The sequence below is a fragment of the Microcoleus sp. Pol17C6 genome, from assembly GCF_036701145.1.
GTDB lineage: Bacteria > Cyanobacteriota > Cyanobacteriia > Cyanobacteriales > Microcoleaceae > Microcoleus.
The window spans coordinates 1-25,407 of record NZ_JAUBQH010000054.1; the positions used below are offsets into that span (position 1 = coordinate 1).

Sequence of the window (25,407 nt, forward strand, 5' to 3'; positions counted from 1 at the left end):
TTACCCTATATTTTTCTAGGCGATTTGTCTAGGATTGCCGGACTGTATGATTTTCAGGCAACCTGTCACCCCGTCAGGAACGATTCCGGTCATTGAAGATTTGCGATCGCTTTTGACATCTTGGAAACCCAACGCGGGTCAGATTTATTTATTCCCCGGCCGGCATTCTTCCCACCATTGGAAGCATCTGCACACCAACTCAGCGGATCAGATTTTGAGAGAAGCGTTCGAGCAAACCGGCATCGAGGGAGCATCCACCCACAGTTTTAGGAGAACGGCTCTCACCCAGATGAGCAATATCGGCATCCCGCTGCGGATTATTCAAGAAATCAGCGGTCACAACAACCTCGAACAATTGCAGCACTACGAAAGAGGTGAAGCCGGATCAAGTCAGGGGAGCGATCGCCTCTCTTTCCCTGCTTTCCTACACCGGAAAAGACACATCCCGGTGTAGAGCATGAATTGCCCGCTGTGCCGTTAGCGAGAGAGCAACTGTCACAATACCTATCAGACTCGGACTGAAGAAATTCCCGATTGGTGACGAGCAATTTTAGATTTTAGATTTTAGATTTTGGTGAATGCAAGGATTAAAGTCACGCATCAACAGCATCGAGTGCCGATCGCTTTACTCACGCCCGCCAGAAGTTCTCACTCCTGGATTTGTTACAATTCTCGATCGTGTGGAGCAGGTGCATCTACGAAAACCTGCTTTTAGGAGAACTTTTGACTATGTGGCTTAAATTTGGTGTTGCTCCCAGTGGCGAACTGGCGAGCATTGATGAGGTTGTGCGCGGAAAAACTAACCTCGCTTGCCTCTACTGCGGAGGCTCCCTCACAGCGAAAAAGGGTTCCGTGAAAGAACATCACTTCGCGCACACCGGGGAAACTTGCAAGCCCGTTTCGCAGCGGATTAAAACCAAAGCGTTTCCATCGCTTCCCCTCTACGATAACTTCAACGTGCGACTTAAAGGTGAGGAATTAGAGCAATTGAAAGTGCTGTGGAAAGAGTACGGGGCCCAAAAGCGATCGATTCCCAAAGACTTGGTAAACTTTCGATGGCAGTTGAAAGGATTGCTGGAGTCGGAAGGCGATCGCACTTATCACTTTACCGACTTGGGTAAAATCCCGGTGGGTGCTCTTTCCCTGGCGCTGTTCAACAAAGTCCAAGAACCTTTGCTGCTGTCGGAACTGGCTTCATTGGAAGGCTCTGTAGAGATTGCTGAAGCTGCGGGTTTATCCTGCTTGGATGAACGGCGGGCTGATTTGCTGATTTATCGAGCGCAGCTTCGTCGGATTTTGGTGAATTCGCTCTATTTCCTTGAAGTAAAAGCGGACGGGAATACGTTCTACAAAATTGGAATTACTACTCGATCGATCGAGGAACGCATCGCGGAAGTGCAGCGGGATGTGAAAGCGCATTACTCGGATGTGGTTGTTAATTTGCTGGGACTTTGGGAACATCGGGGGAATGTGGAGCTGTACTTCCAACACCGGTACAAAGCTTTTAATTATCGCATTGGCAAGCTGACAGAGTATTTTGTGTTTCCTGATGTCAAGGCTGTGCTGAATGATTTGTATGGGATGAAACCCAAAGTGCTGAGTAAGGTTGAGTTAGATGCGATCGGTGGGGGGAGGAATTGTGATCATCATAGCCCAACAAACATGAAAGGATGATTGCGAACTTCTAACTCTTGCCACCGAACAATGGTTGAGTTGATCGGCCACGGAGTTGTGGATTCTGTAAAGCAAGCTGCCTTCGATGAAGCTGTGCGAGAGTATGCCAAAACAAGCCTGTTGCCAAGCTTTTTAAGTTTGAGTGCGAACCTCCTCTACCCAAGAACTACTATAATCGCTTTCATCTATCATAATCATATTGCATTAGCGCCTCAGCTAATCCGTAAACTTCCATCTGAGTCATAAAATCAATCAGGTCAAGACAGTGCAACTGTAACTCTTGGTCTTTACTTTGACTATATAATTGCAGGAGTAATTTACTAACTTTGTCTGCTTCAAGCCTTCCACGCTGACTGACATCAGCATCATCCGATTTCAAGCCTTCTATAAAGCGATTGCACACTCGATAAGTAACAGCCTCGGGAAGTTTAGCTGTTGTCTCTTCCAAGGCATGGATTAAGTTGTAGTCATCACTAAAAAATGCGGGACTATCAACAAATGCCTCCACTAAACTGATGTAATCACCCAGTTCATCTCCCTCAAAATGTAAGAAACACCTAGCTGCTTGAGAACGCACTGGTTCAACCGAATCTTGGAAAAGTTTAATTAAAACATCTTCACAAAATTCACGAAAGTGTGCTTGACGAAAGTTGGCAACGAATATCTCAGTCGCAGCGATTCGATGAGTTTCTGTACAAGACAGGCAAAGTTCTGCCAGCCAACGTACCTCTTCGATAATTAAAGCTGCTCTACAGGCTTGTCTAGTCCCAACCTTTACTACTTCCGGTATAGGAGACATAATCATCCGTTCAACAATCGATGCTAGCACTTCAAAATGCGTTTGTAAAGCGTAGCACAAGAAATCCTCAACAGTCCGAGTTCCAAGAAGTGCATCTTCGGTATCGCAAAGTTGCTGAAACAAGCTGACAGCTAAGTCTCGGTCATAATTCAACATTGCTCTTAGTGCTTGAGCCACACAGGATCTAACAGCAATCGAAGAGTCTTGAACTATCTGTTGCAGAGATTGTTGAAAATAAGAGGCGCGATTTTTGTCCGCAAAAATTAGTTGGGCAATTGCGCTTATAGCACTACCTCGTGTCGAATTAATTCCAGCACTTAAAATATCATCACAGTAAACCTGTCCATTGGAAGTCTTAGTGCGCCAAGACTCTTGTTGGGGACTAGGGTCGTTTAAGGCATACCAAGTTACAATATCAAAAGCCTCTTCAGGCCAGGGGGAATCAACTAATTTCCGAATCAGCCAACTAATCGAACGACCACAAGGATAATTGGGTAATTGGTGGCAACGCTGACATACGATAAAAGCAGTCTCAATATCTAGCTCAACTTCTGCAAGACCGCGTAAAACTGCATCAAAGTAAGATGAATTTGTGTTATCTGGAAACCGCCCTATTAATTTAGCAAAGCGTACAGGCTCCTTTTTTACTTGACGTTCTAAAAGCGTGGATAAGTCATAAGCTCCACCTATTATTTGCCCCGTCCGCTGAAATCGAGTCGCAACATGATTGTAATCATAACGAGCAATAGCCTTTAACCATTGCTTATCAGTCATTTTGTCTGCTGCTTTTTCAGGTATTGGAGAACCAACCAACCAAGCTTCGCTTGACTTTGGGGGTTCAATTTGGCCTAGAGGTTTCAGCCACTCTAAGCTTGTGAACTTGCGCTTCCATTCTTGTAGCCGATGATTTATTGCGTCTGTGCGTCGAGAGGTAGCGATAGCATCTAATAAAACTAGCTGCGGATAACCTCGAAATTGACGGCCCATGTAACTTTTTTCATAATCAGTGTAGTAATCAAGAATGATTGCTTGAAGTTGTAACACCTTTTCTTCAGTGCAATGTGGAGTAGTTGCTTCTATTAGCTGTCGGGTAGCCCAATAGGGAGCAGCCTGAGTATTTCCATTACCCGCTGAGTATCCTGTTTGAAGTCGTACAGGTTTTTCGCAGAGGTAATCGATGGCTTCATCGGCAAATCTTTCTCCATTCGCAGTGTAAGCACGAATCAACAGAAACTGGATTGTTTCAAAATTAGAGCTACGAAGTTGTTGCTCTGCGAGGATGGAAAAATCTTCAGGACAGTTCGCAGCCAAATCAGATAGCGCCTCTTCCATCCCGGTTAATAAGGCATGATGAATGTCATAGCCTTCACCATAATGTATATAATACCAGACTGAATCAGGCCAAGGTGGATTATTTTCCCGTATGGATGTTAACTTTATTACGCGCAGCATAAAAGGAAATAAGTGTTCAATAAACGCTCTTGGGGCTTGACGAGCGCTTGCCATTACAATCTGTTCATCAAATTGGCTTTGAGGTAGAGCGCCAGAGTTGCGATCGAAGAGATTGGGTTGTCCAGCAGCAAGACTTAAATTAAAATACCGATTGAGATAGCAGCTAATAGCTTCACAAGCCCAGTCTGAACGCTGTTGACGTAAAGAATAAATTTGCCTCCAAAAGTCGTGATGGGAATTGATTATTCTTCGTGGTTGGTCAAGAATTCCTGCATGAATAAGTCGCAGGAAAAAGTCAAAAAAACGACGCTCAGTAACAATTTCTGCCCTTTGTATAAGGTAGTTGAGCCGATCGTGCCATGCTTCTGATACACCAATAAAAGGCTCTGCTAACTCAGCCACCTGAGCCGGTATCTGCCTCTGCATAATAGATAGCAGTGTTACCGTTTGCTCGATACGTTCCTCGCTCTCATCCCTGAGCCACTGTTCTATTAATCCTAGCGAGTCTAGCAGTTGAAACCAATAAACAGAACTACGCAAGGTTTGCCAAACTTGTTGCGTGATGGGATCGGCTTGGTTACCTATTAGCGGGGCAATAATCTCCCACTCCTCTGGTGTGGGGTCATCTAGCGCTGCAAGCAGGGCAAATACTACCTTCTTGATGTGAAAGCGGACGTTCGGCCTAGTAATTAAAGCTTGGAGGTCAACAAGATAGCGATCGCGCTCTGCATCCCGCTCATAAACCAAAATTTGCCGAACTTGAGCGCGTCGAAATAAATGTTGCTGCTCCCCACTCCCTAAAAAATTTAATAGTTCTTCCTCTTTACCTGCAAATCGACGTGCAAAAGCATAGTCAAAAAAACTTTCATGAAAAAATGAATACTGATGTCCATCTGAAACTAAGATGTGCTCAGATGTCATTAATTCTGCCGTTTTTCCATATCGATCCACACGAGCTTTTGGGACAGATAACCTCTGCTTTTTGCTCATAGAATCACAAAGAGTGTATATCACATCTGTCCAATGGTCATAATTACCGCGTCTGTCGATAATATCCTTTTTATAGTCCCAGAATTTATCATATATATCTTTAGCTGTTGTAAAATTGAGGACATTAGCTTTTGAGCCTTCTGCAACTTCTGCTAGCAATCTTAGGTGCAGAGGAATGGATAACAGCTCTAATTGCTTTTTGTTAAGGGAGATGCTATTTAATCCCAATTGTGCAACAACCTCTTGCACTTTTTCATGAGATAGGGGATTAATTGATACCATATCAGCAATTCCCTTTTCACCCGTTAAACGCTTCAATCGGTAGTCATAATCTAAGTCAAACTTGCGACAAGCTAGCAACAGACGCATCTTCGGATAGTCTTTAGCTTGATCTACGATCTGTTCTATACAATCAAAAAAATCAGAAATGCGACCAGAAGCTGTACTCACCGCATCAAGCTGATCTATAACTAAAACACAATCACGCCCCTGTGCAATGTTACCTAAAACATGAGCAGGAGAAGTCGGTAAGTTTTCCAACTGTTCTCCAACTTGATTGGGTGACTGGGTTGGAGTTAAACGATCTACCCGAAAAGCTATGAGTGGCACACTTTTTTGAATAAGTGCTTCCATAGTTTGATGTATAACACCACTTTTACCAACTCCGGCTTGACCTGTAACTAATATACCGCGTTTATGTTCTGGTGAGGTGAGCTTATCCACAATAGGAACTACCTCATCTCTGAGAATTATTTTTCCTGCAATTGCTTCTTTCTGTAGGCGAGAGAAGTAGCAACTGTTAATTGTGTCTACAGCAGCTAATAAAACATCATAATTGTTTAGAGCTAACGCTGCATTGCCCTGATTGATGATAGTCTGATTGATGGTCTGAGACGGTTGGAAGAAGGTAACTTTTTTTTTATAAATTCCCTGACTCGCCGATAAAGCAAACTTTCTCGCGACGAAGGTCGGCAAATTGAAAGATGATCATCATCCATTGGAATAGGCGTTACACCTTGTATGCCAGGATTAGCGCTAGTTTCGTCCACAACCAGAAACCCAGAAGTTTTTTGCTTCTCACAGTAGACTTGTATGGGAATCTGACTGAGCCAGTCGTGATTTCGATACACTTCGGTCAGTTCGCGCAGCCGGGAATGATGCGCTTCTAACTCGTCAACGCTGACAGAGGCTTGGAGAATTCCACCAATATACTTGACCCAATTCGCCATATTGGAGCCGGAGTGAGGCGTGGATAAAAAAACAATGGCTTTGGTTTCCTCGACGATTATCTTCCATTCAGGATTTCCATAATCCAAAGCGTGGCGCAGCATTTGCTTTACCAACAGCCCCCCTAAGCTATGAGTAATGAAGATTAGGGGGCGATCGCCAATTGCATGGGAGTCGAGAACGGCTAAAGTGTTAGTCGCCCGATCCACCAACGGCATGGTATTGCCCTTCCATTTAAAGGGTTCTACCTCGTACCCCAACAACCAAATAGCCATATCGGTTAATTCTTCTCCTAACCAAGTCGGCCAGAAGTTGTTATCATCGCGTTTCCCTGCGGGATGCCATGTCCCTCGCGCATCGCCACCGAGTCCGTGAACGAAAATAACATCACCAATCCGGTTGGCATTATCGCAGCCAGAGATAGCGATTAAACCTGTTGGGTTGCTCACCGATCGACTCCTATTTAAAAATGCTGAATTAGCCGTAAAACCTAGCTTCTAGCGCGGTCATCCGCTTCTCTAACTCCACCATCCGCTGACTCAATGGCAAATCTTCTGTTGCACCCAAATACTGAACCAACGCCGCTGTCAAAATCTCGGACTTAGTTACGCCCACCCGATTAACGAACTCCGAAAGTTTTTCCGAGAGCGCGGGCGGGATTCTGGCTCCGATAAAAACGGTTGCCATAAGAAGGTACTTAACGCTTTTTTACAATGTTAGCAACTGTTTTCGGTTTTGTGTAACATATTGCCATTGTCTTACAAAATACACCCTGAAAAATTTGATACGATAGGCAAAACTTTAGCATTCTACGCGATGGCTGGCGAACAAGCTGCTTCGGGACATCGAACGTTTGTTTGAGGCGTGCAGTACAGCGGTGCAGAAAACCGAACTTGCTGGGTTCGGTAGCCACCCAACTAATTTTTTCACCCAAAAAACAATTAATTGATTAGTAAACCTTCACGTTTACCAGTTACCCGACGGTGGGTACAAAGTCGATGCAATTGAAGTTATGAAGTCGGTTTTTAGTGTAAGCTAGCATAGCAGAATCTATCGAACCGCGGGCTGATGCAGCATTTAGCCACAAGCGCACTGAAAGAGAGTACAATGTGCGGTTTGGTAAATTCGTTGATTCGGTTATGTTGGAGTATCGGCAAGAAGTTATCGAGCGGCGGCTGCCCGGTGACGATTTATACTTCCCGAATGGAATTAACTGACCAGAAGTGCGATCGCTTCTACAACTGCGCTAGCTTATTGATTAAAGTTTGCCCCGAGAAACAGCTATGTACATCTCCCGTCTTCAGTTACTTAATTACAAATCATTCCGGGATTCTGGGGTATTAGAATTCCAACCTGGCATCAACATTATTGTGGGAGCCAACAATTCAGGCAAAACAGCGCTGCTGGAAGCTCTGAGCCTGAGCTTTGAGACAAGCCCGCACCGCACTATCGAAACGTTCCCGCAACCCAATTCAACGCCGAATCGAGAATCTACCGCTAAATTAACTTTAATCTTCACAAAAGCAGAAATTAATCGCCTTTTCGATGATTTATCAGCAGACTGCTATGTAGAATTATCTTCTGCTCGCGATTCGTTCTTACCCCCATCCGAAGTGCTTGTTTTATTCCAAAATTGGATGGACAATCCCAATGATGTAGAGTTAAGTGTTTCAAAATTAACAGCTAATTCAGTAAACCGGGATAACATTTCAATCAAAGATTTAGATCCGGCTATTGAATTAACATACTACCAACCAAGTAAAACATGGTCGGGACTTTCAAGGAACAGAAACAGAAATCTTCTTAAAAAAGACGAAAGCGGTCGTTTTACATTTTACCAAGAAACTCATGAAATAGACTCTAGCTATACAAGTGAAGATTTTTTCGTAACACTTTTTTACGAATTCAGAAACTGCGTTTCCCAACTTCAAGCCCAGCGGTTCATTGGAAAATGCTCTGTCGGAAACAATGAAGAGCTTAATCCAAGGGCTTCAAACCTAGCCGAAGTTATTCATTTATTAAAGTCGCAAGGTAAAGAAGAGCTGTACGAGCGTTTCAATGACTATGTTTCTACCATGTTTCCTCAGTTCGCGTCAGTTTCAACTCAAATTCTATCGAAGCAGCACTCTCGGGAACCCAACCCTGTTGAAATATTGCTTTGGCCCGCGAAAGCCGCCGAAAGCAATAGAAAGGATTTGGCATTTTCCTTGTCAGACTGCGGGACTGGCACCGGTCAAGTGCTGGCGATTCTTTACGCGATACTGGCTTCCCCAGAACCCAGACCGATTATTATTGACGAACCCCAATCTTATTTGCATCCAGGGGCGGCCAAGAAGCTGATACAAATCCTCAAGGAGTTTCCGCAGCACCAATATTTTATTGCCACTCATTCGGCCGAGATTATTTCCGCTGCCAATCCCTCAACTATCGTGAAGCTTCGATATGAGGACGGCCAAACCCAAGCATCAGCGATGAATGCAAAAGATATTAAGGAACAGCGCTCTCTATTAGCCGAACTGGGGGTGAGTTTGTCTGATGTTTTCGGTGCCGATAGCATTCTGTGGGTGGAAGGGCCGACCGAGGAACTGTGCTTCCCGCTCGTATTGTCCGAGCTAGCTCCCGAACTTTTGACAGGAACTAAAATTGTCAGCATCAAAAACACGGGGGATTTATTGGGAAAGAAAGCTCACTTTGTTGATGTTATGTTTGACCTATACCAACGGCTCAGCGGTGGGAATAATTTGTACCCTCCTGCTGTTGGATTTGTGTTTGACCGGGAAAATAGAACTGAACAGGATCGCGCGGATTTGCAGAAAAGAAGCTCGGAAGCAGTTCATTTTCTCGAAAGGTGTATGTATGAAAATTACCTGCTGCATCCCGATGCTATAGCAGCCGTTCTCAATCGAGACGATGCGGGACGAGAACACGCTCTTACTAGCGAAGCAGTTCGAGAAGGGCTGGAAAGCAATAAAGATAAGTTGAAGGAGAAGAAGGATTGTTTCCCTAAAGATGCTACTCCAGATGAGCTATTAAATCCCCAATACGTTGACAAAAATATTAACGCAGCCAAACTGCTCGATGTGCTGTTTGCCGAGTTATCGTTCGCGCGGGTCAAGTTTAGGAAAACCAAACACTCAATCATGCTTACAGAATGGTTGCTTGAAAATAACCCAGAGCACTTTGCCGAGCTAGCCCAATTTTTGCGAGGTATCCTTGATGCGGGTAACGCAACGGTGTCTTGACGCGAGTGCGATCGCTCCCAACACCCCCATTTTTGGGAAACTAAACCCAAACCAAAACCCCAACACCCCCGCCATGCCCAAAATCCATGAGTGCGATCGCATATCAACGCTTAAGACGCTCTTTAACAACTGTTTCGCTGGTAATGTTTGGGGGGGTATCGTTTTCTTGCTCAATCAGCCGACAGATTGTGCTACCACAGATGACATTGTTCGGTGTGGTTGACTCTTCTTCAACCAAAGCCTCAATCTTTGAATACCGATTAGCCAAATCCTGGCGAAATTCAACCATTTCCTCAATACGGCACTCCAACTCATCTAGATGCTGCTTTACCATTGCCTTAAGGCTTGCACAGGGAGGAATACCTTGGGCGCTGATGTCAATGAGCTTTTTGATCTCATCTAGGGAAAGTCCGAAGTGCTTAGCTTTTTGAATAAACCGCAGACGTTCTAACGTTTCTTCTGAATAGATACGATATTGTGACTGTGTTCGCTCAGGTGGCTTGAGTAGTCCCAAGCGTTCGTAATAGCGAATCGTTTGAGTGGGGAGATTTACTTGCTTGCCCAAATCACCTATCAATAGACCTTGTTCCACTTTCGTACCATCTCCTTTGTTGTGGTGATGGGGAAAGATAGTTTCCTTCCCCATACTTGCTCTATCATTGCCCAATGCCAGCAGCCACAAGTGCTTCGCGGGATACTGGAGTCTGGTTGGAGCAGCACTCAGCAAGCTTGCCATTTACAACAACAGCAGGGACGCGGTGAATGCCGTACTGGTTTGCTTTCTCACGGCACTCATTAGTAGCGCAACCCTCGCGTAGGTCGTACACCTGCACCTCGCAGTTCGGGCAGGCTAACTCCCTCACCAACTTAACGGTTTCATCACATAAAGGACACCCAGCCGTAAAGACTTCGACTATACGCTTTGCCATCTCAAACTTCTCCTTTTGAACTCTGAAACTAGCCTAAACCCTATACCCGACTTCAATGTCAAGGGGGCTGGGAAAGTTTTTTAGGCGTTGCTTAATCAGGGTATGAATCAACTTTTCGCTTGATGTTACAGAACTCACCATACTTGGCTTATAGCAATTGGGAAATCTGGAATTCATACTTGTATTCAGCAACGCCCGAAATCCCTCCGGTGCATTGGGATTGCCCAGAATGCGGATGGATGAATGATTCGGTTTGAGGCGATGGTTCGCAACGATAATTATCAGCAACGGGAAAAGACTCGCTCGACACCCCACTTGGAAGTGCAGCCGACTAATCCCCCAACAAACACCCAAAACGCGCCTTGAGGCCAGACACTTAACACCACAAACTCATGCGGCCACGATTGCCACAAGCGAAACATGATTGCAGCGATCGTGGTTATTGACATACTCCCCTGCCTAAAGGCGAAGGGATTCTAAGCTCAGACAGCAATTGCAGGCATAGCCTGTCTAACATCACCTAACTTAACGGTTGATGCCCCAACCGCACAAATATTTTTAGCTGCATTCTCGTCTCTATCATTCACCTTTTGACAGGACGGACAGCGCCATTCACGAACTGACAGATCCAACTCTTTCAGAACGTGTCCACAATGCGAACAAGTCTTACTAGATGGATACCAACGGTCGATGAAAACTACTTGTTTTCCTTTCTTTTTGGCAACCCATTCGAGAATTGGGAGAAATTCGCTGAATGCAAGGTCTGAGATTTTACGCCCCCAAAGTCGTTGCATTCCTTTTAGATTCAACGTCTCAAAGCACAGCACGTCGAACTTATCAGTTAGTTCGTGAGCCAATTTCCAGAACCAATCAGAGCGACGATTCACTACGTCCTCGTGTTTGCGAACTAGATTAAGTCTTGCTCTTTCTCGGTTCGCTGAGCCTTTCCGTTTTTTGGAATGCTGACGATTTGCTTTCTTGATAGCGCTGAGGGATTGTTTCAGAAATTGCGGTGATTCAATTTTTGTTCCATCTGAGCAGGTGAGAAACATTTTCAAGCCGAAATCAAAGCCAGCGATTCTACTCGTCTCGACTTTGGTTTCAGGCTCTTTAACGCTGTCAACGACCACAACCATGAACAACTCTCCTAAGGTCGTGCGTTTAATGGTTAACGTCTTAACCTTCCCTTCTATCTCTCTAGAATTCCAATACTGATAAACGCGATTTCCAATCTTAATTCGATTGCCGCCTAAGAATTTGTAGCCAGCTTGCTTGAGAGTGAACGATTTGTATCTGCGAACTTTCTTGAATCCGGGCGGTCTAACTCCTTTCTTGTGATGCTTGAAGAACAGTTGGTAGGCTTTCTCAATGCGTTGACAGATATCCTGTACAGCCTGAGATCCAACCTGTTGCCAGAATGCTTTACGCTTTTTGAGTTTGGCGATATGACGTTGAAGTTTGCTGCAATTCAAGTGCTTACCCCACATCCGGTAGTACCGTTTGTGAAGTGCAATGCAATGGTTATAAATCACTCCCGCAGCATTGATACTTCGCGTGAGGTGTTTATTTTGGTTGCTTTGATATAGCTTGAACTTCAATGTTTTCCTGCTAACTATGATAACATAATAGGTAGCAATTGGGTAGCCAAATGGTCAGAGAAAGATTAAGTATTCGCATTGTCGTGAGTCGGCTAGAGAAGTTGCGGAGAATTGCCAAACAGAAAGAAAAAACAATGACCCAACTTGTAGAGGACTGGATTGATAAACTTAAAGAGGAAAAGCCGTCCTAGAAGGACGGGGCTTTAAACCCAGTTTTCCGGTAAGAATATTTTGCCAACAGTTGCTTCACCGATCGTCCAACCCCGGTACATTCCCCGGCAACAGGCGATCGGCATCAATTACAAAAACTGCATTTCTATTGGGCATTTGAAAGCTCCTATTGCTAGGGTAAAGTTCAACTGGTCAATGTTATCTAGGCGGTGTCGAGGTCAGTCACACTGCCTAAACCCAAATCGGACGTTTAATGACTGACAGCAGAGCCGAGAACTGTTGAAGCATTCTCGGGTGCTGTGACCTGGATAACTTAGCTCTCAAGGAACTTAGACGGGTCAACTATGGACTTGATTTCTCAAGCCCTCACTAGAATCTAAGATTTAGTGATGGGTCGTTGACGTTGCTGACTCCTTATTTTTCAATGCCCAGTTTACTGCTTCGTTGAAAGCTTCATCAGTCGGCTCAGCTAAGAAACCGATCGAACAGAGCCATTTTAGTTGAATGTCTCTGCCACCGCGACAGATTTTCGTGTTATTTGTACTATGACAAATGTGTTGCCCATTGCCCATCAAGTTTTCGTAGTATATTGCCAAATCTGATGGACAGAGGGGTAATGGTTTTTCACCACTAAACGGACAAGTTTTGCATGGTTTCTGTTGAACCGGGTAGGTTCTCATGTCATTTGGATCGAGTGTCATTAAATTGTTCCTAGTTTCCGAAAATCAGGGATTGGTCGTTGGTCAAGGCATTGATAAAGGTGGAGGCAGAACTCATGAACATTTACCCATTCCGATCGAGCAGGCAGAATCTGAAGTGCCAAAGCGTCCGCACCCAAAAAAATCTCCTTGACTTTGACCAAATCTATCCAAGTTGGAACTGATTTCTTCCGAGACAGTGAGAGATGAACCCACGAATTGCCGTCTTTTTCGATCGAACAAGAAATTATTACAATCAAACCGTCACGACTTTTATAAGCTCCGCCATCAGCTCCGATCGCCTGAACTGACCAATTACACGGCAACTCTTCAGCAGTGGGGGGATTCCATTTAACAGTTGTAGATTTCATGAGACTGCCGGGAGCGACCCGGCAATGCGCTGACTAATTAGTAAGAAATTCCGTTGGGGGGTAGATGTGAACTAACGACAGCACTGACTAAATCGCATTCAGATTCAGTAATTGCCTGATAAATTTCACTCAGTGCCTGAATAGCATCCGCCAAACGTAGTTCATTCTGTGTAACAAAATTCTCGCTCTGTTCGATCGCCTGATACTCTGGCTGGTTCTGCAAAAGTCGCAGAGTTTCTTCAGAACCCGCAACAATTAACTTGATTTGTTCGACTGTGATTGCCATAAATCTCATTCCTTAACTGATTAAAGTCATTAACTCAAAGCGAAGCATTCAAACTTAATCACGATAGAGCTTAACCGGGACGATCGAATTAATCTGAGCCTCTTCAGAAATACGATTCTCTTCAGCTAAGCGTTGTTCAGCAGCCGATCGAGTATCAAACAAATAAGCATCTTCAAATTCTTGAGTCCATCTTCGTAGCTCGACCCACCAATAAACGATGCCATATTCAGTAGCATGACCAACCCAATAACTCGCCTGAACAATCGCAAACTTGATGTCAAACTTAGACCGAGGGTTAGGTAGAGACATAATTTAAGACCGGGAGCGACCCGGCAATCCTGCTATTCACTAGACAATTGATAAGCAAATACCAAGCACAGGATGAAATTGCTTTCTAATCCTATGCCTTCCCAACGGCTATTCTTGACTCCAACAATGTGACGGCATTGCTTAAGCCATTCAACACCGCCTCGTTTGGTAATTTCTTCAAACAGTCGTGGATGCTGTTGTAATTTACAGACTATGATTTCCGTCATAATCTCGATCGATTCCTGCAAATCACGACTTTTGTGCTTTTGATATGCAGCTTCAGCATCAGGAAAATTCACGTCTCTGAATACTACCGGGTAGCGCTTTTTGATGTTGCCCTTTCGGAAAGCTAGCTCTGTGGGATTGGTCAAAGCTGCACCAATTCCCATATCAGAGCCAGACCAAATATTAATGCCTTCCATCTACTTATCAGCTCCAACTAGATAGACTGAGCGATTTGATAGGCTTGTTGATAGAGTGGATCATTACTCTTTGGCTGCTGACCTTCTTTTTGATCGCTGACGGCTAAAACTACCTTAATTTTCTGAGTTTCAATCTCTGAAGGTAGTGTTTGATTGTGGTAGTAATAGTTGGCAGAAGTCTGGAAAAAGGTAGGGAGATCGGCTTCATATTTCAGAAATCGAACTAATTGTTCTAAGTTCATAGCATTGAAAAAAACCACACTACCTTACAGCGAAGCATTACTGAAGAATTACTGTGACTTTTGGCGGTTGCCTTCTAGTTCTTCAATTTGAATGCCGATCAGATAGGACTCTTCATCGTATTCACGCCCGATATTGGTCAACTTCGGTTTGTCCAGTTTCACTCCCTGGAACACCAGTAAACAAACGACTGGTCAAAGCTGTTACGAGGGTCAAAGCTGTTGTGACGGTCAGAACGATGTGTTGTCTTTTTATGGAAATACCCAAAATGGTTTACTGGAACTCGAATAACTTATTTGAGCAAGCTGTTGATTTAAAGCCACAAATCGCCTACTTGAATCAGAGGTCGATCGGCTTCAAGTTTCTGTCTCAGAGAACGGACATGGTATCGTCCGTGAACAGAAAGACTAGAACAAATCACCAGGTTTTCTGGTAAGTTGTTTGACTTGTCTTCGTCCAGGTGATGAACAACTTCACCGGGCCTGAGCTTACGATTGATGTTTTGTTCCGCCACCACCCGATGCAGATACACTGTTTTATAGTTCATAGTGTTGTTGATTGAAGTAAACGGGAAATACGGCTAGCGCTTTGCTCAAATCGAATGGTTCAACTTCAGTTTGCTGACGGATTTCTTCAAGCCAAACAACATCGAGGGCAAATATTCCAGCAATTCTGGATATCAGCCAGTCATACTCACTCGATCGCACATCGACTCGGTTATTTTCTATTTTTGAGAGCAGGCAGCGGTCGATCGTCTGAAAACAGTCTGATGGCACAATCAGCAATTTACACAAATCTTTCTGGCTAAAACCGTGCTGTTGTCGAGCATTTTTAATGGTTTTGCCTAGCGTTATCTTGCTTTGGTCGTACATGATAAGAGTTCTGGGAACGACCCAGATATGCGCTTTTAAAGTGTTAGATGCCCAAATTGTTCATTTGCTAATTTGAGGATTTTCTCAATTAGTTGATCTCTTTGTGCCTCAAATTCTGCATGAGGCAGTTTAATTAGCCGATGTACTTCGGAACGTGACCATCGGCTCTCAGAGTCATATCCTTGATCGCCACTCATTACTACAATCTCAATTGATGTAGTTTTTGGCCATTTGGTAATTTGCAGATGATACTCGCTCCAATCATCGTGACTATTAAGCTGGCGAGTTTCTTTTGTATATTTTACCAATTTGCCATCTTTACCTGTCCAAGTACCATTTTCTCTGTCGAAGTCTAGCATTATTTACCTCCATCTCAAACCCTCACAAGCGAAGCAAAATCTTACTATTTGCTAGAAACATTACTAGAAACATTACCAGAAACATTTCTAGAAACAAGAAACAAAAAACCGTTATTATATCAACCACCAATTTAAAGACTGAATCAAGAGTGTAGCTTTGTTAATGACTTGAGTAACGATCGACTTAGAAATAATCGGAGTATTTGATAAACCTAATTCAGAAACAGCATCAAGACAAGCACTTTCCCAAGCACTATCCTTGTTTAGAAAGAGTTTGATTGGAGTTAAACCGATCGTCACATACTTTTGTCGAGAGAAGCAAATCAATTTCTCTGCTTTGCCAGTTAAAAATTGGGGGGCAACGACTTCATGATTGACCTCACAAGGTACGAGCTGACCTTCACCGTTAATCCATGAAGCTTCTTCAATTACAGGACATATTCTAAGTTGCTTTTCGACTTCTTGAGGTATTGAAAAATCTGGGCTGTGCATAATACGATCCGCTAAATCACTACTTTAGGGCGAAGCTGATAATGTTCGCTAAGTAAAGAATAGCGTTAAAATAGAATAATATTGAGTTTCAAAGTGAGGAAATATGGGTGAAGCGAAACGGAGACGACAAAAAGCAGTAGGATTTGGATTTAAACCTGAGTCTGAAAATTTAATTATTGGATGCTATCTTGCTCCAGCAGTAATAAGCGATCGACATACAGTTTACTTAGGAATCAGAAGAAAGAACTCTAACATAGTAAGCAGTAAACCGTTGTCAGTTCATACCAAGGTAACAGATGCTTTCCAAGTTCTGACAGACTGCAACGAACTCTTGAAGAAATGCTGTTTCTCAGTGAACCAATCAGATGAAAAACTTTTTGAGTTATTCAAGGAAATGCTACTGTCTGAGTACAGAAATCATAGTGAGCAAGGCGATCGATATCAAGTATCAGGGAACATAGATGCTTTCTATGCCTGGATGAACCAAGGCAACTACCGAGATAAGAATAATCCACCGCCAGGGGTGACAATTACCCATTTAACATCGGTAGTTAGGAAACGCTACAGAGTTTTTAGCACTCCGATGAAAGAAGAATCAGCTAAATTCTATGGAAATCCCGAAGATAACTCGGTATTTCATGTAGGCGAAAGCTTCGATAGTCCCATTGCCGGAACCCAAAACGAAATGTTTGTCTGGCAAAGTTATGTAACGGCAGCATTCTTCGCTGATTACCTGAATGATCATGATCAAGATTCCCTGAGCGCTGAAGAAGCCCAGAGACTGACTCATGAGGTACAAGATTTCATGAATCAGGAGCGATCCTCTTCGAGGGCTCCGCTAACGCCGCGAGTTACATTACAACGCGCTTGACGGGGCGCTACTCCCGTCACTGCGCTGCTGAGTTTATACCTTGGGTATACTTCGGCTATACCCAAGGCACGGGGTTTCATTACCAATTCATCATCCTGCAAACAGATTGCCAATCCCGATCGATTTCTTCAGCAGTGAGATGGGCGACGGCACCCGCTAAGGAAGCTGTAGTGCCAAGATAAACGCCCTCTCTGTCGAATCGGAATTTATCTTCCAGTTGACATTCAGCTTGTCCGATAGCTCCCGCAAAATCATCCTGTTCTGGCGGGGGGCAGTTAACGATCCAAACCGCTTGAGCTGGATCAGGCTTGGGCTTCCCTGCCAGAGACATCATCAAAGTTTTTAAAGTTGCCATTGTTCTCCTTAAACAGTTTGTAATTGAATAGCTTCCAAATAGTCAGATAAGCGGTCAAATGACTGAAGGTTGGTAACTGAAATTTCGACAGTATCGCCGTGGATGTCGGCAGCCGGGAGAAAGCCCAAAAGTTTGACCTTTTCTACTGACCCCGGTAATTCAACAAAGATATAAGCAATGCGATCGTCTTGGGCTGGAACAATAATTCGTGTTTCTCCTTCATCAATTCGGCAGCATTGAATTTTTCCGATTCCGGGCAACATTACGTCAGCCAATTCTAAAGCTGATTCAATTCCCACAGTCCAATCATCATCTTTATCTATCAGGGTTTCAAAGTTCATCCGCCCTAGAAGATAATTCACTGCCCAAACTGTCATTGTATTGTAGAAAATTTTCAGCCCATGTTGTAGGTTTGCTTGTTCTGAGGCATAACCTAAAGCTAAATTGTAGACTTGCTGGTCGATCGGCAATTCCGTCAAATTGTCTTTCATATTCTGTGATTGAGAAATCACAGTCTAAATGCGAAGCATTAACCTGACGCAATTAATTTTTCTAATTCTTCTTCAAACCAAGGAAGTAAACTATGATAAATGCTTTGACTCGCCAATCTAGATTTAATGTTTTTGACAAATTTGGCTCCATATATTTCCTTTTGATGAGCCAACGAAACATCATAATAAGTTTGAGCGTAAGCAAATTGTAAGATTCGGACTCTTCTTAGCTTTTCGGCTGTGAGAATCTGAACCAAATAGTCGATCGAATCATTTAGCGTTTTTCTGTTACCTCTAGCCCAATTCCGATCGTGAATTTGAGAAAAGGAAACATAGATGTATCCTCCATCTAGATACCATTTTGTGTTTAGGTAGACGGTATGTATGTAATCAAGAAGTTTCTCACAAGCTAATTCCAAAGTATCTATTTTATTCTCAATGCGAATCTGTCGATGTGAAATAAGATACCACCCTACATTATCAGTAATTAGAGTCTTATTCAAAATTTCAGAAACTCTATCTTTTGCAGCGACCTTTACTTTTGGACCGATCGAGTTCCAGTTATCTCTCAAAAACTGAACTATCAAATCAAAACCAGGCTCACCATATCGACACGCTTCAGACATAGCACCAATTTGTGATGCTATATTACCTGATGCTAAACGGTTCCTGACACCGAATAAACCTCCGAGCACCGCAGTATCAGTATCGATCGGAACTAAGACTTGATTGCCGAGTACCGCATCATATTCTCTAGGGTTTTGTTGGTCTAACATTATTTGCTACTTCGTGTTTTATTGATGTTGAAGCCAGTCATGCCCAGTGCTTCAACTAGAGCATGACGATGCGCTACGCGCCCGCAAGCTACGGGTGAATTTGTTGCTAGCGTGGCGTTAACGGATAAACTTTGCTTTCTTTTTTGACAATTTCTAGCTGTTGCTGAGTCAAAAGGCAGAAATCTTCAATTTGGATATTCCGTGCCACAATGAAAAGCTGTCCATGAAGAATAGTCCCATTAGGAAGAACTAAAGTTGGTTGACAACCTTTAAGCAAGAATTCGTCATCACACAGAATAGCGATCGACGGGTCAGAATAGCACTGATAAACCGCTTCCACAAATGCTTCTTTACCTGGAATTCCTACAAGCTTTTGAATTTCAGGCAGTTTTGGTATTTCAGTTACTTGTACTTCTTGAATTCCTGTTGAGTTAATTAAAGCGTAAAATCGTGGCATCTTGGCTCCTGTAAACGACTTAGAAAATCAATCAATATCCCATAGCGAAGCACTGAAATCGTGTTCTGGTTTGACTGATTTTGGGTACAATTTCAGTTCTTCTTTGACAAGTTTGGCTTGGCGGACGTTAAGTAAGCACAAATTGTCTGGTGATTTATCAGTTGCCAGGATTAGTACCTGACCACAAACAATATCGCCATTCTGTGTCAGACAAGTTGGCTGAAGTTCTTTCGATACAGCATCAGCATCACAAAGCATGACGATCGAAGGATCAGAAAAACTCAACTCTTCTACTATTTGGAAATTAGCTGGCACTGCTTCACTACCAATTACTTCGTTAATTTCTTCGATCGTCAACATTTCAGGAGTGGTATAAACTTCTACCTCTTGCTCCTCTGTGACTAAAATGTAGTAAGGCATGGGTTAAAACTGGGAGCGACCCAGTAATTACGCTACTATTCGTAGCTTGCGGGCGCGGAGCGCATCGGAATTCCAAGCAACACTTTTGCAGCTTCAGTATCTTCGGGTAAAACGTAGAGGCAAAACTTGCCTTGATAAACGTAAAACTCTAGCTGATGAGTCATTTGCTTCATAGAAGAAACAACTCTATGAAGCTGATTCAACGGAAAATCAGCTACTTTCTGCAATCCGGCAATATCTGTCTCAGGTGAAGCCATTTTTAGAACTGAGAGCGACCCAGTAATTACGCTATACCTGAAATCATTAACGACGTTTGAAAATGTAGACTTTCTCATCCAACATCCGCCGATAAATTCCCTCTGTCGAATAGAACCAATCTCGGATAATTTCTTCGATATTTAGATGCTTCCAGCTAAGATTGTTGCGTTTTAACTGTGAATCAAAGGCTTCTTGGGTAAGAATTTCTTTGATAAAATCTTCAGTGCGATCGAAACAACCTCTGTAATCTTCTCCAAAGTTTTTCAAGATTTCTGGTTCTTGCCGATGCTCGTAGAAGGAGAAATAGACACAAAATGGCTTGCCATATTTGACAATTCCTTTACCTACTTGTGCGATAAATGGTATTGGCATTTCTGGTGTCATCAGAAACTCAACGCTGTGAAAGCGTTGAAATGAACTAATTTTGACAGAACCATTAACTGAAGCCTGAATGTAGTCAATATTTTGCTGCATTTCAGAAGCGTTGATAGCATCAATCCAAGTACCCTGGAAAGAACTTTCTTGTTGAAGATAAATTCGTGGTATATCGGATTGTTCATTAGTTGGGAAAGGCAAATTGGTCAAAGGCTCAGAAGAATTCGATCGCATGATAGTTATCAACTGGGAGCGACCCAGTTATTACGCTCTTCCTAATTTACAGGGATTTTTCTGTAGCTCTACACAAATTACTAACTGCTTCGAGATGTTCTGGGGCAACATAGACTCTAAAAGCACCTTGTTTCCAGAGCGCATCAGGGTCAAACAGATGAAACTTTATTAGGTATTGAAACTCACTATTTTTCAGTGCAGTTTCGATTGATTCATGCTGATATGCAAAGAAATCACTTACAGTAATAAATCCGTTTTCAGTGGTGTCTGGCAATTCATTAGATTCGGATTCTGTCGTTTTGCAGTCGTTATCAAGGTTAGTCATGATTGTCAATACGAGAGAACAAATCAATACCTTTCTGCGAAGCACTAACCCAGAGACTTAAGTTAACTCCAATTGCTTCCATCATCGTTTGTACTTTCCTGAAAGTGTGTAGTAAGCAGTTGTTATTTCATCTTCATCGGCAGTCAAAGTTAAGCGATACACAGAGTTATTCCAGTTGTAGATTTCGGGAGCTTTGAATGCTATTAACTCAGTTTTGAATGCTGTAAACCCACCCTCTCGGCAAGCGTCGTACATCCGCAAACATACGATTATCTTTCGATCGTAATCTTTGATTAGGTGGCGTTTGATGCCTTTCACTAGACGAACTTCTGAGAGTTTTTCTAGTTCTTTTTGAGCAAAGTCAAAGCCTGTATCATCGAAGTAAGTTGCTCGTTTCTCATCATAAAACTGGTCATCAAACGGGATAAACTTTGGCACATCCCACATTTCAGGATTTGAATTAGCTAAGTCATGAGTGTTGGATAGATAACCTACTAACTGAGTTCCATCACCAGTGAACTTTGTAACCTCATCGACCATTTTCAGGACTTCGATGTAAGTTTTTAAGACAGTTTCTGAAGAGTTTTCAGCAGCTAAATATTTATAGCCCTGGACTCGAACAATGTAGCCGTCATCGTTAATCGTTATAACTTTCATGGAATCATCAAGCATGATGGTAAATAAGAAAGGACAAATCAATATCTCAAAGCGAAGCATTAATGAAAAACTTGACCCTAGTAATTCCGATGAAAAACTAGGGTTAAGTAATCAAACTAAAGCATTAGACAAGTTAGTTTCAGCACCCCAAGCATCCCAGTTAGGGCGCTGTTGCCGAGCGAATAGTTCAATTCTTGACGGCTGGGACAACTTGCCCAAGCTCTCACAGTTTTCTAGTCTCTGACCCAGGGTGTTTGCAAGCACCCAAAACTCTTCAGGTTTCCTTGAATGTTCCTGACGACGGGCATAAATGACGTTAAGAACATTGGTCATTCCGAGTGTCTTCATGCTAGGAACCTTACCCTTTTTTCCTACCAATAAGTGCTCGGTACAGTTGCGACCATAATGCCCCATTCCCATGTGGGGTTTGCCAGCGATCGTCACCTTTACCCAGGTGAATGTACTTTTATGTTCATATCCCCACGCTAGGAGACATTGGAAGGCTAAGAATTGGTGATTGTTCGTTGTCCAGAGAAGGATATAGGAATCATCAGCTCCGATCGCACTAATCGGCATATCCATAATCTGCTGGTCAGTCATCGCAGGATATGGACATCGCCCTCGGTGGCTGGGGTCTGTTTCTCTTAAACCATACTGCCACGGCGGATCGAGAACTATCAGCCGATAATCTTTGCAGGGAACCGGGGGCAGATTTGGAATTAGATTGATGGCGATCGATAGTTTCAGTTGTCCTACTTTGTCATCAGCTTTGTAAGTTTTCATCCTAATTTCTATTTTCTTTTGAGGTGTTTGTTGCCATTTTTTGTTGCTGTTTCTGTTGTTCAGCGTTTTCTTTGTTGATAAGTAATCCCTGATAAAATAGTTCCTGTGCCTGTCTAATTTTCACAGTATTCTTATTTAGCGTTTCAGCAATCAAATACTTGAGAATTTCCACCGAAGTTTGACCATCTAATCCCGTTACATTTTGAACAAGTTGAGAACCAATGGCAATATATGCCAGTTCAAATTCTGTTGCGCCTGCTAGAACTTTGATTGCAAATTGTTCCAAGCTCCAGTTATTCGATCGAGCCGTTTCAAAGACTTTATCAACCTCTTTTTGAATTCTGGCAGCTTCGTCTATTACTTGTTGTTCTCTTTCAGCATTCATGATGTTCACCTCATTCTTTTTACTTCTGAAACTTTGATACTTCGTAAAGCACAGCCGTATATCTCGACATAGATATAGGTAATGATTTGACCTTCGATCGAATCTTGAGCTGTTTTACGATTAAACAAGAAGAACATTCCCCACCAAGTTAAAACCATCGGCGGTTCCTGCATAACTTCTGCTGTCAGATTTTTTTCATCAATGACTTCTAAGATGACAATGTGTTTCATGGTAACTATTTGATTTGAGAGAGATTAACTCAATCAAGTGATTAGTTTGTTAATTGGTTCCTGATATTTCACTAATCCATCAGCCATCAGAGTTATAGCTGTCTCTTCTGTCTCTAAATTACCCAACAAAGTAGCTTCTATCATTTGCTCAATGTATAGAAAGCAGGATTCTCCTTGTAGACCTGTGACACTTGTTAACAAGAGACTTGCAAATGCTAAATAATTAACATCTCGATCGATCACCTTCTGCCAAATTTCGATCGCAAACTCTCTAATCTTCAAGCCTCGTTTTCCGGCGCAGTTCACAATTTCCTTGATTCCATCCTTTAATTCTCGGATTTCTGCTTCTGGAGTTTGTTCATTAGTTTCTTGAAACATTTGGTTTCCTATATTCAAGGTCAATCCCTCTAAGCGAAGCATTATTTGCTTCACTTAGGTTTGATTGACATGAGCCTAAATAAGAGTTTCATCAAAGGTGTCTTTCTGTTCACCGTCAATTTCAATCTCTTTAACGTTGGAGTAAAATATCATGTGTACTCGTAAAGGGACGTTGCTACCTTTACCAAGCTGATTATGAAGCCAGCCAATGCAGGGCGATCGAATCGACTTATGACAAGTCATCACTGTAATATTTTTGCATTGAAGCTGAGAAACATTGCCAGTTTCATCAGCGATCGTCTCGCGTAATGCTTCATGAGTTTTAACGCAGTAGTTAGGAATATCAGCCACTGTTACTAATTTTTTCCACGGACAATTTTGGCATTGTTTGGTTTGAGTTAGGACAATTTTTTTCATTAGTATTTGACAGAAATAATGCGGTCGAATTCGTCTCTGACAATTTTGGGACTTTTGTTAAAATTCATGCCACAGTGTCGGCAAGTGTAATGTCTCAAGTATCCGAGTTGACCCAGAAATATGAGCTGACCGTTACAGATTTTGCATTTCACATTCGCCATTTTCGTTATCCTCTTTGAAAGTGTTGTTGATAATTAAACCTTGATTTATTAAATCAACTGCCCACTGAGCGATCGAAGCATCTTTTTTGAGAGTTCCCTTAGCTAGAAATCGCAGGAATTGCAACATTTCGTCTCCCTGAAAATTTGTGCTGTGGTGAATCATGCGACTGGCGATCGCTACATAAGGCGCTTTTTGTTGCACTGCATTTACCCAAATATGAATAGCAAAATCGGCTGTTTTGACCTGATTAATGATTGCTTCAGCCAAAATTATGTCAACCTCTGCCTGCAATGCTTCCAATTGTTTTTGCTTTTCTTGCAGTGTGATTTCAGGGAATTTTTGCCTGTCAGTCATTACATTGACTCCTAATATTAGTTGAGTGATGTAGTGCGAAACTCGGTCCAGTCTCCAGAGTGAAAAAACTGGACAGGCTCTTACTGCTTAATTTTCGTCAGGCAACAGAAGGACTTTATCTTGTAGGTAAAGCTTGATTTCAGGCAAGGGAAAATCGGTCACGGGTATCTGCTGAATGATCGCAGGTTGAGTTCCGAGAGTTGGTTTATCTTCCCAACAAGTCAATACCGCAGCATTGTTTCCTCTGGGCTTAATAAATTCATGCTCTTTCCCAACATGAAGGAACCAAAGTTGAAACTCTGTTAATCGGTGAATTCGGTTAGCTCTGGGCTGATGGGAGGCGATCGCATCAATCAACCAAAAGCATTGAGCATTCTCAGCCAAATATTTAATTCCATCGGTGTACAAAATTCCAAGCCAATGCTTGTAATATTGCTCAGTTCCACAAAATTGTTGCAAATTCTGCGACAGTGTTTCAGCATCCATCTTTACTTTTGACATAATCTGACTCACAAACTTAAAACATCACTTCCTTACAGGGAAGCATTACATCACCATTTCAATATTCTGAACCTTTATTTGGTTCAAATGCTTCGGCTAATTTGTCATCAAGGGCAAATGCAATAATTCCGATCGCACCAGCTATTGCTGATTTGTTTCCAGCTTTAGAAGCTTCTAAAAAAGTTGAAATTTCATCTTTGTTAGTAAATAGTTCGTTGGCTATTGCTAAAGCATTTGTGTTGCCAGCGACCGCGTTTGTCCAAATCATTGAGGCAAATGCCCAACTATTCATTACTTCTTTTTTGCCTTCATCAGTCTCGATAGTTTCCAAGCTTGACAAAGGATGAACAAAATGGGGTTCCATATTCTGCCTCAATTTATGTGACTTCATTATCAAAAAGCGAAGTACAACTGCTTCGCTTTTTGATAATGATTAATTTTCGTCAACCTCAAGAGGAGACAGATGAGAGTAGGAAATCGCAGGTGTTTCAGTCCGATCGGCAATGCTGGCGGATTTAGCGCCCGATCGAATTGCCCAAGTTTTAAGGTCGTCAATTTGTCCTTGAGCGATGCGGGCTAACGGTACGCACCCGGTAATCGCTATGGTCAAATCTCGCTCTGTGAATTCGCGTCCGGCACTGAATGCAGTTTGCATTGCATCGTAGATAACTTGCTCAATCTCTGCACCGGAGAGACAGGGTGACTGACTTGCCAGCATTCCACAATCGAAATCCTGTGACTTGACTCTATCGGGTCGGACGCGGGTGAGATGAACTTTAAAAATTGCTTCTCTTTCCATAGTGTTTGGTAAATCAACCCAGAAACATTTTGTTACTCTCCTCAGTTA

39 protein-coding genes are annotated in these 25,407 nt (G+C 42.8%); 6 read left to right on the forward strand and 33 right to left on the reverse strand.

Annotation, left to right across the window (positions count from 1 at the left end; genetic code table 11):
* Positions 1 to 46 precede the first annotated feature (46 nt).
* From QUA25_RS22170 to QUA25_RS22180, 3 genes are all read left to right on the forward strand, one after another.
* Positions 47 to 454, forward strand: coding sequence for a tyrosine-type recombinase/integrase (locus QUA25_RS22170; protein WP_333041294.1), 408 nt, complete (start codon positions 47 to 49; stop codon positions 452 to 454).
* Between the two features lie 124 nt (positions 455 to 578).
* Positions 579 to 740: a hypothetical protein gene (locus tag QUA25_RS22175; protein ID WP_333041295.1), complete on the forward strand. Its 162-nt coding sequence runs from the start codon at positions 579 to 581 to the stop codon at positions 738 to 740.
* A complete protein-coding gene (locus QUA25_RS22180) occupies positions 730 to 1,674 on the forward strand; it encodes a GIY-YIG nuclease family protein (RefSeq protein WP_333041296.1) in 945 nt (314 codons plus the stop codon). The genes QUA25_RS22175 and QUA25_RS22180 overlap by 11 nt, the downstream gene beginning before the upstream one ends.
* A gap of 181 nt (positions 1,675 to 1,855) precedes the next feature.
* Here QUA25_RS22180 and QUA25_RS29560 read toward each other — a convergent pair whose 3' ends face one another.
* Together QUA25_RS29560 and QUA25_RS22190 are read right to left on the reverse strand one after the other, a co-directional pair.
* The gene (locus QUA25_RS29560) at positions 1,856 to 5,890 is read right to left on the reverse strand and encodes an NACHT domain-containing protein (protein WP_445242247.1); all 4,035 of its coding nucleotides are present in this window, start codon (positions 5,888 to 5,890) and stop codon (positions 1,856 to 1,858) included.
* Between the two features lie 729 nt (positions 5,891 to 6,619).
* Positions 6,620 to 6,829 (reverse strand): hypothetical protein, encoded by a 210-nt coding sequence (locus QUA25_RS22190; RefSeq protein ID WP_333041298.1) that lies wholly within the window; start codon positions 6,827 to 6,829, stop codon positions 6,620 to 6,622.
* A gap of 596 nt (positions 6,830 to 7,425) precedes the next feature.
* Between QUA25_RS22190 and QUA25_RS22195 the strand changes: the two genes are divergently transcribed.
* Entirely contained in the window at positions 7,426 to 9,384 is a 1,959-nt protein-coding gene (locus tag QUA25_RS22195; protein WP_333041299.1) for an AAA family ATPase, read from the forward strand.
* A gap of 103 nt (positions 9,385 to 9,487) precedes the next feature.
* Here the strand turns inward: QUA25_RS22195 and QUA25_RS22200 are convergent, their stop codons facing one another.
* Both QUA25_RS22200 and QUA25_RS22205 read right to left on the reverse strand, forming a co-directional pair.
* Positions 9,488 to 10,030 carry a heavy metal-responsive transcriptional regulator gene (locus tag QUA25_RS22200; RefSeq protein ID WP_333041300.1) on the reverse strand — a complete coding sequence of 181 codons (543 nt, stop codon included), beginning with the start codon at positions 10,028 to 10,030 and terminating at the stop codon, positions 9,488 to 9,490.
* A gap of 10 nt (positions 10,031 to 10,040) precedes the next feature.
* Positions 10,041 to 10,313, reverse strand: coding sequence for a thioredoxin family protein (locus QUA25_RS22205; RefSeq protein ID WP_333041301.1), 273 nt, complete (start codon positions 10,311 to 10,313; stop codon positions 10,041 to 10,043).
* Between the two features lie 243 nt (positions 10,314 to 10,556).
* On the opposite strand from QUA25_RS22205, the gene QUA25_RS22210 reads away from it, so the two are divergent.
* A complete protein-coding gene (locus tag QUA25_RS22210; RefSeq protein ID WP_333041302.1) occupies positions 10,557 to 10,679 on the forward strand; it encodes a hypothetical protein in 123 nt (40 codons plus the stop codon).
* Positions 10,680 to 10,795: 116 nt separating this feature from the next.
* Here the strand turns inward: QUA25_RS22210 and QUA25_RS22215 are convergent, their stop codons facing one another.
* The 11 genes from QUA25_RS22215 to QUA25_RS22265 all read right to left on the reverse strand — a co-directional run bounded on the left by QUA25_RS22215 (position 10,796) and on the right by QUA25_RS22265 (position 16,131).
* Complete coding sequence (locus QUA25_RS22215; RefSeq protein ID WP_333041303.1) at positions 10,796 to 11,911, reverse strand: RNA-guided endonuclease TnpB family protein; 1,116 nt, start codon at positions 11,909 to 11,911, stop codon at positions 10,796 to 10,798.
* A gap of 554 nt (positions 11,912 to 12,465) precedes the next feature.
* A complete protein-coding gene (locus QUA25_RS22220; protein ID WP_333041304.1) occupies positions 12,466 to 12,783 on the reverse strand; it encodes a hypothetical protein in 318 nt (105 codons plus the stop codon).
* Positions 12,783 to 13,151: a DUF7694 domain-containing protein gene (locus QUA25_RS22225; RefSeq protein WP_333041305.1), complete on the reverse strand. Its 369-nt coding sequence runs from the start codon at positions 13,149 to 13,151 to the stop codon at positions 12,783 to 12,785. Before QUA25_RS22225 ends, QUA25_RS22220 begins: the two co-directional genes overlap by 1 nt.
* A 37-nt stretch (positions 13,152 to 13,188) precedes the next feature.
* Positions 13,189 to 13,437, reverse strand: coding sequence for a hypothetical protein (locus QUA25_RS22230; RefSeq protein WP_333041306.1), 249 nt, complete (start codon positions 13,435 to 13,437; stop codon positions 13,189 to 13,191).
* A 54-nt stretch (positions 13,438 to 13,491) separates the two neighbouring features.
* Positions 13,492 to 13,746, reverse strand: a complete 255-nt coding sequence (locus QUA25_RS22235) for a hypothetical protein (protein WP_333041307.1) — start codon at positions 13,744 to 13,746, stop codon at positions 13,492 to 13,494.
* A gap of 32 nt (positions 13,747 to 13,778) precedes the next feature.
* On the reverse strand, positions 13,779 to 14,168 hold the full coding sequence (locus tag QUA25_RS22240; RefSeq protein ID WP_333041308.1) for a hypothetical protein: 390 nt from the start codon (positions 14,166 to 14,168) through the stop codon (positions 13,779 to 13,781).
* 17 nt (positions 14,169 to 14,185) lie between these two features.
* Positions 14,186 to 14,410: a hypothetical protein gene (locus QUA25_RS22245; protein ID WP_333041309.1), complete on the reverse strand. Its 225-nt coding sequence runs from the start codon at positions 14,408 to 14,410 to the stop codon at positions 14,186 to 14,188.
* Positions 14,411 to 14,721: 311 nt separating this feature from the next.
* A complete protein-coding gene (locus QUA25_RS22250) occupies positions 14,722 to 14,955 on the reverse strand; it encodes an HNH endonuclease (RefSeq protein WP_333041310.1) in 234 nt (77 codons plus the stop codon).
* Positions 14,945 to 15,280, reverse strand: a complete 336-nt coding sequence (locus QUA25_RS22255) for a hypothetical protein (RefSeq protein WP_333041311.1) — start codon at positions 15,278 to 15,280, stop codon at positions 14,945 to 14,947. The genes QUA25_RS22250 and QUA25_RS22255 overlap by 11 nt, the downstream gene beginning before the upstream one ends.
* Positions 15,281 to 15,315: 35 nt before the next feature.
* Positions 15,316 to 15,639, reverse strand: a complete 324-nt coding sequence (locus QUA25_RS22260; RefSeq protein WP_333041312.1) for a hypothetical protein — start codon at positions 15,637 to 15,639, stop codon at positions 15,316 to 15,318.
* Positions 15,640 to 15,753: 114 nt separating this feature from the next.
* On the reverse strand, positions 15,754 to 16,131 hold the full coding sequence (locus tag QUA25_RS22265) for a hypothetical protein (protein WP_333041313.1): 378 nt from the start codon (positions 16,129 to 16,131) through the stop codon (positions 15,754 to 15,756).
* 103 nt (positions 16,132 to 16,234) lie between these two features.
* On the opposite strand from QUA25_RS22265, the gene QUA25_RS22270 reads away from it, so the two are divergent.
* The gene (locus QUA25_RS22270) at positions 16,235 to 17,002 is read left to right on the forward strand and encodes a hypothetical protein (protein ID WP_333041314.1); all 768 of its coding nucleotides are present in this window, start codon (positions 16,235 to 16,237) and stop codon (positions 17,000 to 17,002) included.
* Positions 17,003 to 17,081: 79 nt separating this feature from the next.
* Here the strand turns inward: QUA25_RS22270 and QUA25_RS22275 are convergent, their stop codons facing one another.
* The 18 genes from QUA25_RS22275 to QUA25_RS22360 all read right to left on the reverse strand — a co-directional run bounded on the left by QUA25_RS22275 (position 17,082) and on the right by QUA25_RS22360 (position 25,359).
* Positions 17,082 to 17,357 carry a hypothetical protein gene (locus tag QUA25_RS22275; protein WP_333041315.1) on the reverse strand — a complete coding sequence of 92 codons (276 nt, stop codon included), beginning with the start codon at positions 17,355 to 17,357 and terminating at the stop codon, positions 17,082 to 17,084.
* Between the two features lie 8 nt (positions 17,358 to 17,365).
* On the reverse strand, positions 17,366 to 17,848 hold the full coding sequence (locus tag QUA25_RS22280) for a DUF1822 family protein (RefSeq protein WP_333041316.1): 483 nt from the start codon (positions 17,846 to 17,848) through the stop codon (positions 17,366 to 17,368).
* A gap of 38 nt (positions 17,849 to 17,886) precedes the next feature.
* A complete protein-coding gene (locus QUA25_RS22285; protein WP_333041317.1) occupies positions 17,887 to 18,624 on the reverse strand; it encodes a hypothetical protein in 738 nt (245 codons plus the stop codon).
* Between the two features lie 106 nt (positions 18,625 to 18,730).
* Positions 18,731 to 19,081 (reverse strand): DUF3846 domain-containing protein, encoded by a 351-nt coding sequence (locus QUA25_RS22290; protein ID WP_333041318.1) that lies wholly within the window; start codon positions 19,079 to 19,081, stop codon positions 18,731 to 18,733.
* 27 nt (positions 19,082 to 19,108) lie between these two features.
* Entirely contained in the window at positions 19,109 to 19,501 is a 393-nt protein-coding gene (locus QUA25_RS22295) for a hypothetical protein (protein WP_333041319.1), read from the reverse strand.
* Positions 19,502 to 19,536: 35 nt separating this feature from the next.
* Positions 19,537 to 19,758 (reverse strand): hypothetical protein, encoded by a 222-nt coding sequence (locus QUA25_RS22300; RefSeq protein ID WP_333041320.1) that lies wholly within the window; start codon positions 19,756 to 19,758, stop codon positions 19,537 to 19,539.
* Positions 19,759 to 19,804: 46 nt separating this feature from the next.
* Positions 19,805 to 20,368 carry a hypothetical protein gene (locus QUA25_RS22305; RefSeq protein ID WP_333041321.1) on the reverse strand — a complete coding sequence of 188 codons (564 nt, stop codon included), beginning with the start codon at positions 20,366 to 20,368 and terminating at the stop codon, positions 19,805 to 19,807.
* 46 nt (positions 20,369 to 20,414) lie between these two features.
* Positions 20,415 to 20,693: a hypothetical protein gene (locus QUA25_RS22310; protein WP_333041322.1), complete on the reverse strand. Its 279-nt coding sequence runs from the start codon at positions 20,691 to 20,693 to the stop codon at positions 20,415 to 20,417.
* A gap of 81 nt (positions 20,694 to 20,774) precedes the next feature.
* Positions 20,775 to 21,350, reverse strand: a complete 576-nt coding sequence (locus QUA25_RS22315) for a hypothetical protein (protein WP_333041323.1) — start codon at positions 21,348 to 21,350, stop codon at positions 20,775 to 20,777.
* A 111-nt stretch (positions 21,351 to 21,461) separates the two neighbouring features.
* Positions 21,462 to 22,133 carry an MT-A70 family methyltransferase gene (locus QUA25_RS22320; protein ID WP_333041324.1) on the reverse strand — a complete coding sequence of 224 codons (672 nt, stop codon included), beginning with the start codon at positions 22,131 to 22,133 and terminating at the stop codon, positions 21,462 to 21,464.
* A 1-nt stretch (position 22,134) separates the two neighbouring features.
* Positions 22,135 to 22,518, reverse strand: coding sequence for a hypothetical protein (locus QUA25_RS22325; RefSeq protein WP_333041325.1), 384 nt, complete (start codon positions 22,516 to 22,518; stop codon positions 22,135 to 22,137).
* Positions 22,519 to 22,523: 5 nt separating this feature from the next.
* The gene (locus QUA25_RS22330; RefSeq protein ID WP_333041326.1) at positions 22,524 to 22,748 is read right to left on the reverse strand and encodes a hypothetical protein; all 225 of its coding nucleotides are present in this window, start codon (positions 22,746 to 22,748) and stop codon (positions 22,524 to 22,526) included.
* Between the two features lie 33 nt (positions 22,749 to 22,781).
* Complete coding sequence (locus QUA25_RS22335) at positions 22,782 to 23,144, reverse strand: hypothetical protein (RefSeq protein ID WP_333041327.1); 363 nt, start codon at positions 23,142 to 23,144, stop codon at positions 22,782 to 22,784.
* A 57-nt stretch (positions 23,145 to 23,201) separates the two neighbouring features.
* Entirely contained in the window at positions 23,202 to 23,543 is a 342-nt protein-coding gene (locus QUA25_RS22340; protein WP_333041328.1) for a hypothetical protein, read from the reverse strand.
* Positions 23,544 to 23,675: 132 nt separating this feature from the next.
* Entirely contained in the window at positions 23,676 to 24,059 is a 384-nt protein-coding gene (locus tag QUA25_RS22345) for a hypothetical protein (RefSeq protein ID WP_333041329.1), read from the reverse strand.
* 87 nt (positions 24,060 to 24,146) lie between these two features.
* On the reverse strand, positions 24,147 to 24,560 hold the full coding sequence (locus QUA25_RS22350) for a DUF6876 family protein (RefSeq protein WP_333041330.1): 414 nt from the start codon (positions 24,558 to 24,560) through the stop codon (positions 24,147 to 24,149).
* Positions 24,561 to 24,618: 58 nt separating this feature from the next.
* On the reverse strand, positions 24,619 to 24,924 hold the full coding sequence (locus tag QUA25_RS22355) for a hypothetical protein (protein WP_333041331.1): 306 nt from the start codon (positions 24,922 to 24,924) through the stop codon (positions 24,619 to 24,621).
* Positions 24,925 to 24,993: 69 nt separating this feature from the next.
* Positions 24,994 to 25,359 (reverse strand): hypothetical protein, encoded by a 366-nt coding sequence (locus QUA25_RS22360; RefSeq protein WP_333041332.1) that lies wholly within the window; start codon positions 25,357 to 25,359, stop codon positions 24,994 to 24,996.
* Between the last annotated feature and the right edge of the window lie 48 nt (positions 25,360 to 25,407).

Bases quoted from the DNA above. Each gene is read 5' to 3' on its own strand.
- QUA25_RS22200 (WP_333041300.1), bottom strand. From the start codon at position 10,030: ATGGGGAAGGAAACTATCTTTCCCCATCACCACAACAAAGGAGATGGT.
- QUA25_RS22350 (WP_333041330.1), bottom strand. From the start codon at position 24,560: ATGTCAAAAGTAAAGATGGATGCTGAAACACTGTCGCAGAATTTGCAA.
- QUA25_RS22195 (WP_333041299.1), top strand. From the start codon at position 7,426: ATGTACATCTCCCGTCTTCAGTTACTTAATTACAAATCATTCCGGGAT.
- QUA25_RS22250 (WP_333041310.1), bottom strand. From the start codon at position 14,955: ATGAACTATAAAACAGTGTATCTGCATCGGGTGGTGGCGGAACAAAAC.
- QUA25_RS22230 (WP_333041306.1), bottom strand. From the start codon at position 13,437: ATGGCAATCACAGTCGAACAAATCAAGTTAATTGTTGCGGGTTCTGAA.
- QUA25_RS22320 (WP_333041324.1), bottom strand. From the start codon at position 22,133: ATGAAAACTTACAAAGCTGATGACAAAGTAGGACAACTGAAACTATCG.
- QUA25_RS22285 (WP_333041317.1), bottom strand. From the start codon at position 18,624: ATGTTAGACCAACAAAACCCTAGAGAATATGATGCGGTACTCGGCAAT.
- QUA25_RS22235 (WP_333041307.1), bottom strand. From the start codon at position 13,746: ATGTCTCTACCTAACCCTCGGTCTAAGTTTGACATCAAGTTTGCGATT.
- QUA25_RS22315 (WP_333041323.1), bottom strand. From the start codon at position 21,350: ATGAAAGTTATAACGATTAACGATGACGGCTACATTGTTCGAGTCCAG.
- QUA25_RS22180 (WP_333041296.1), top strand. From the start codon at position 730: ATGTGGCTTAAATTTGGTGTTGCTCCCAGTGGCGAACTGGCGAGCATT.
- QUA25_RS22345 (WP_333041329.1), bottom strand. From the start codon at position 24,059: ATGACTGACAGGCAAAAATTCCCTGAAATCACACTGCAAGAAAAGCAA.
- QUA25_RS22295 (WP_333041319.1), bottom strand. From the start codon at position 19,501: ATGCCTTACTACATTTTAGTCACAGAGGAGCAAGAGGTAGAAGTTTAT.
- QUA25_RS22240 (WP_333041308.1), bottom strand. From the start codon at position 14,168: ATGGAAGGCATTAATATTTGGTCTGGCTCTGATATGGGAATTGGTGCA.
- QUA25_RS22310 (WP_333041322.1), bottom strand. From the start codon at position 20,693: ATGACTAACCTTGATAACGACTGCAAAACGACAGAATCCGAATCTAAT.
- QUA25_RS22175 (WP_333041295.1), top strand. From the start codon at position 579: ATGCAAGGATTAAAGTCACGCATCAACAGCATCGAGTGCCGATCGCTT.
- QUA25_RS22270 (WP_333041314.1), top strand. From the start codon at position 16,235: ATGGGTGAAGCGAAACGGAGACGACAAAAAGCAGTAGGATTTGGATTT.
- QUA25_RS22325 (WP_333041325.1), bottom strand. From the start codon at position 22,518: ATGAATGCTGAAAGAGAACAACAAGTAATAGACGAAGCTGCCAGAATT.
- QUA25_RS22210 (WP_333041302.1), top strand. From the start codon at position 10,557: ATGATTCGGTTTGAGGCGATGGTTCGCAACGATAATTATCAGCAACGG.
- QUA25_RS22220 (WP_333041304.1), bottom strand. From the start codon at position 12,783: ATGACACTCGATCCAAATGACATGAGAACCTACCCGGTTCAACAGAAA.
- QUA25_RS22275 (WP_333041315.1), bottom strand. From the start codon at position 17,357: ATGGCAACTTTAAAAACTTTGATGATGTCTCTGGCAGGGAAGCCCAAG.
- QUA25_RS22265 (WP_333041313.1), bottom strand. From the start codon at position 16,131: ATGCACAGCCCAGATTTTTCAATACCTCAAGAAGTCGAAAAGCAACTT.
- QUA25_RS22330 (WP_333041326.1), bottom strand. From the start codon at position 22,748: ATGAAACACATTGTCATCTTAGAAGTCATTGATGAAAAAAATCTGACA.
- QUA25_RS22280 (WP_333041316.1), bottom strand. From the start codon at position 17,848: ATGAAAGACAATTTGACGGAATTGCCGATCGACCAGCAAGTCTACAAT.
- QUA25_RS22255 (WP_333041311.1), bottom strand. From the start codon at position 15,280: ATGTACGACCAAAGCAAGATAACGCTAGGCAAAACCATTAAAAATGCT.
- QUA25_RS22300 (WP_333041320.1), bottom strand. From the start codon at position 19,758: ATGGCTTCACCTGAGACAGATATTGCCGGATTGCAGAAAGTAGCTGAT.
- QUA25_RS22340 (WP_333041328.1), bottom strand. From the start codon at position 23,543: ATGAAAAAAATTGTCCTAACTCAAACCAAACAATGCCAAAATTGTCCG.
- QUA25_RS22225 (WP_333041305.1), bottom strand. From the start codon at position 13,151: ATGAAATCTACAACTGTTAAATGGAATCCCCCCACTGCTGAAGAGTTG.
- QUA25_RS22190 (WP_333041298.1), bottom strand. From the start codon at position 6,829: ATGGCAACCGTTTTTATCGGAGCCAGAATCCCGCCCGCGCTCTCGGAA.
- QUA25_RS22305 (WP_333041321.1), bottom strand. From the start codon at position 20,368: ATGCGATCGAATTCTTCTGAGCCTTTGACCAATTTGCCTTTCCCAACT.
- QUA25_RS22205 (WP_333041301.1), bottom strand. From the start codon at position 10,313: ATGGCAAAGCGTATAGTCGAAGTCTTTACGGCTGGGTGTCCTTTATGT.
- QUA25_RS22360 (WP_333041332.1), bottom strand. From the start codon at position 25,359: ATGGAAAGAGAAGCAATTTTTAAAGTTCATCTCACCCGCGTCCGACCC.
- QUA25_RS22355 (WP_333041331.1), bottom strand. From the start codon at position 24,924: ATGGAACCCCATTTTGTTCATCCTTTGTCAAGCTTGGAAACTATCGAG.
- QUA25_RS22170 (WP_333041294.1), top strand. From the start codon at position 47: ATGATTTTCAGGCAACCTGTCACCCCGTCAGGAACGATTCCGGTCATT.
- QUA25_RS22290 (WP_333041318.1), bottom strand. From the start codon at position 19,081: ATGCCACGATTTTACGCTTTAATTAACTCAACAGGAATTCAAGAAGTA.
- QUA25_RS22245 (WP_333041309.1), bottom strand. From the start codon at position 14,410: ATGAACTTAGAACAATTAGTTCGATTTCTGAAATATGAAGCCGATCTC.
- QUA25_RS22260 (WP_333041312.1), bottom strand. From the start codon at position 15,639: ATGCTAGACTTCGACAGAGAAAATGGTACTTGGACAGGTAAAGATGGC.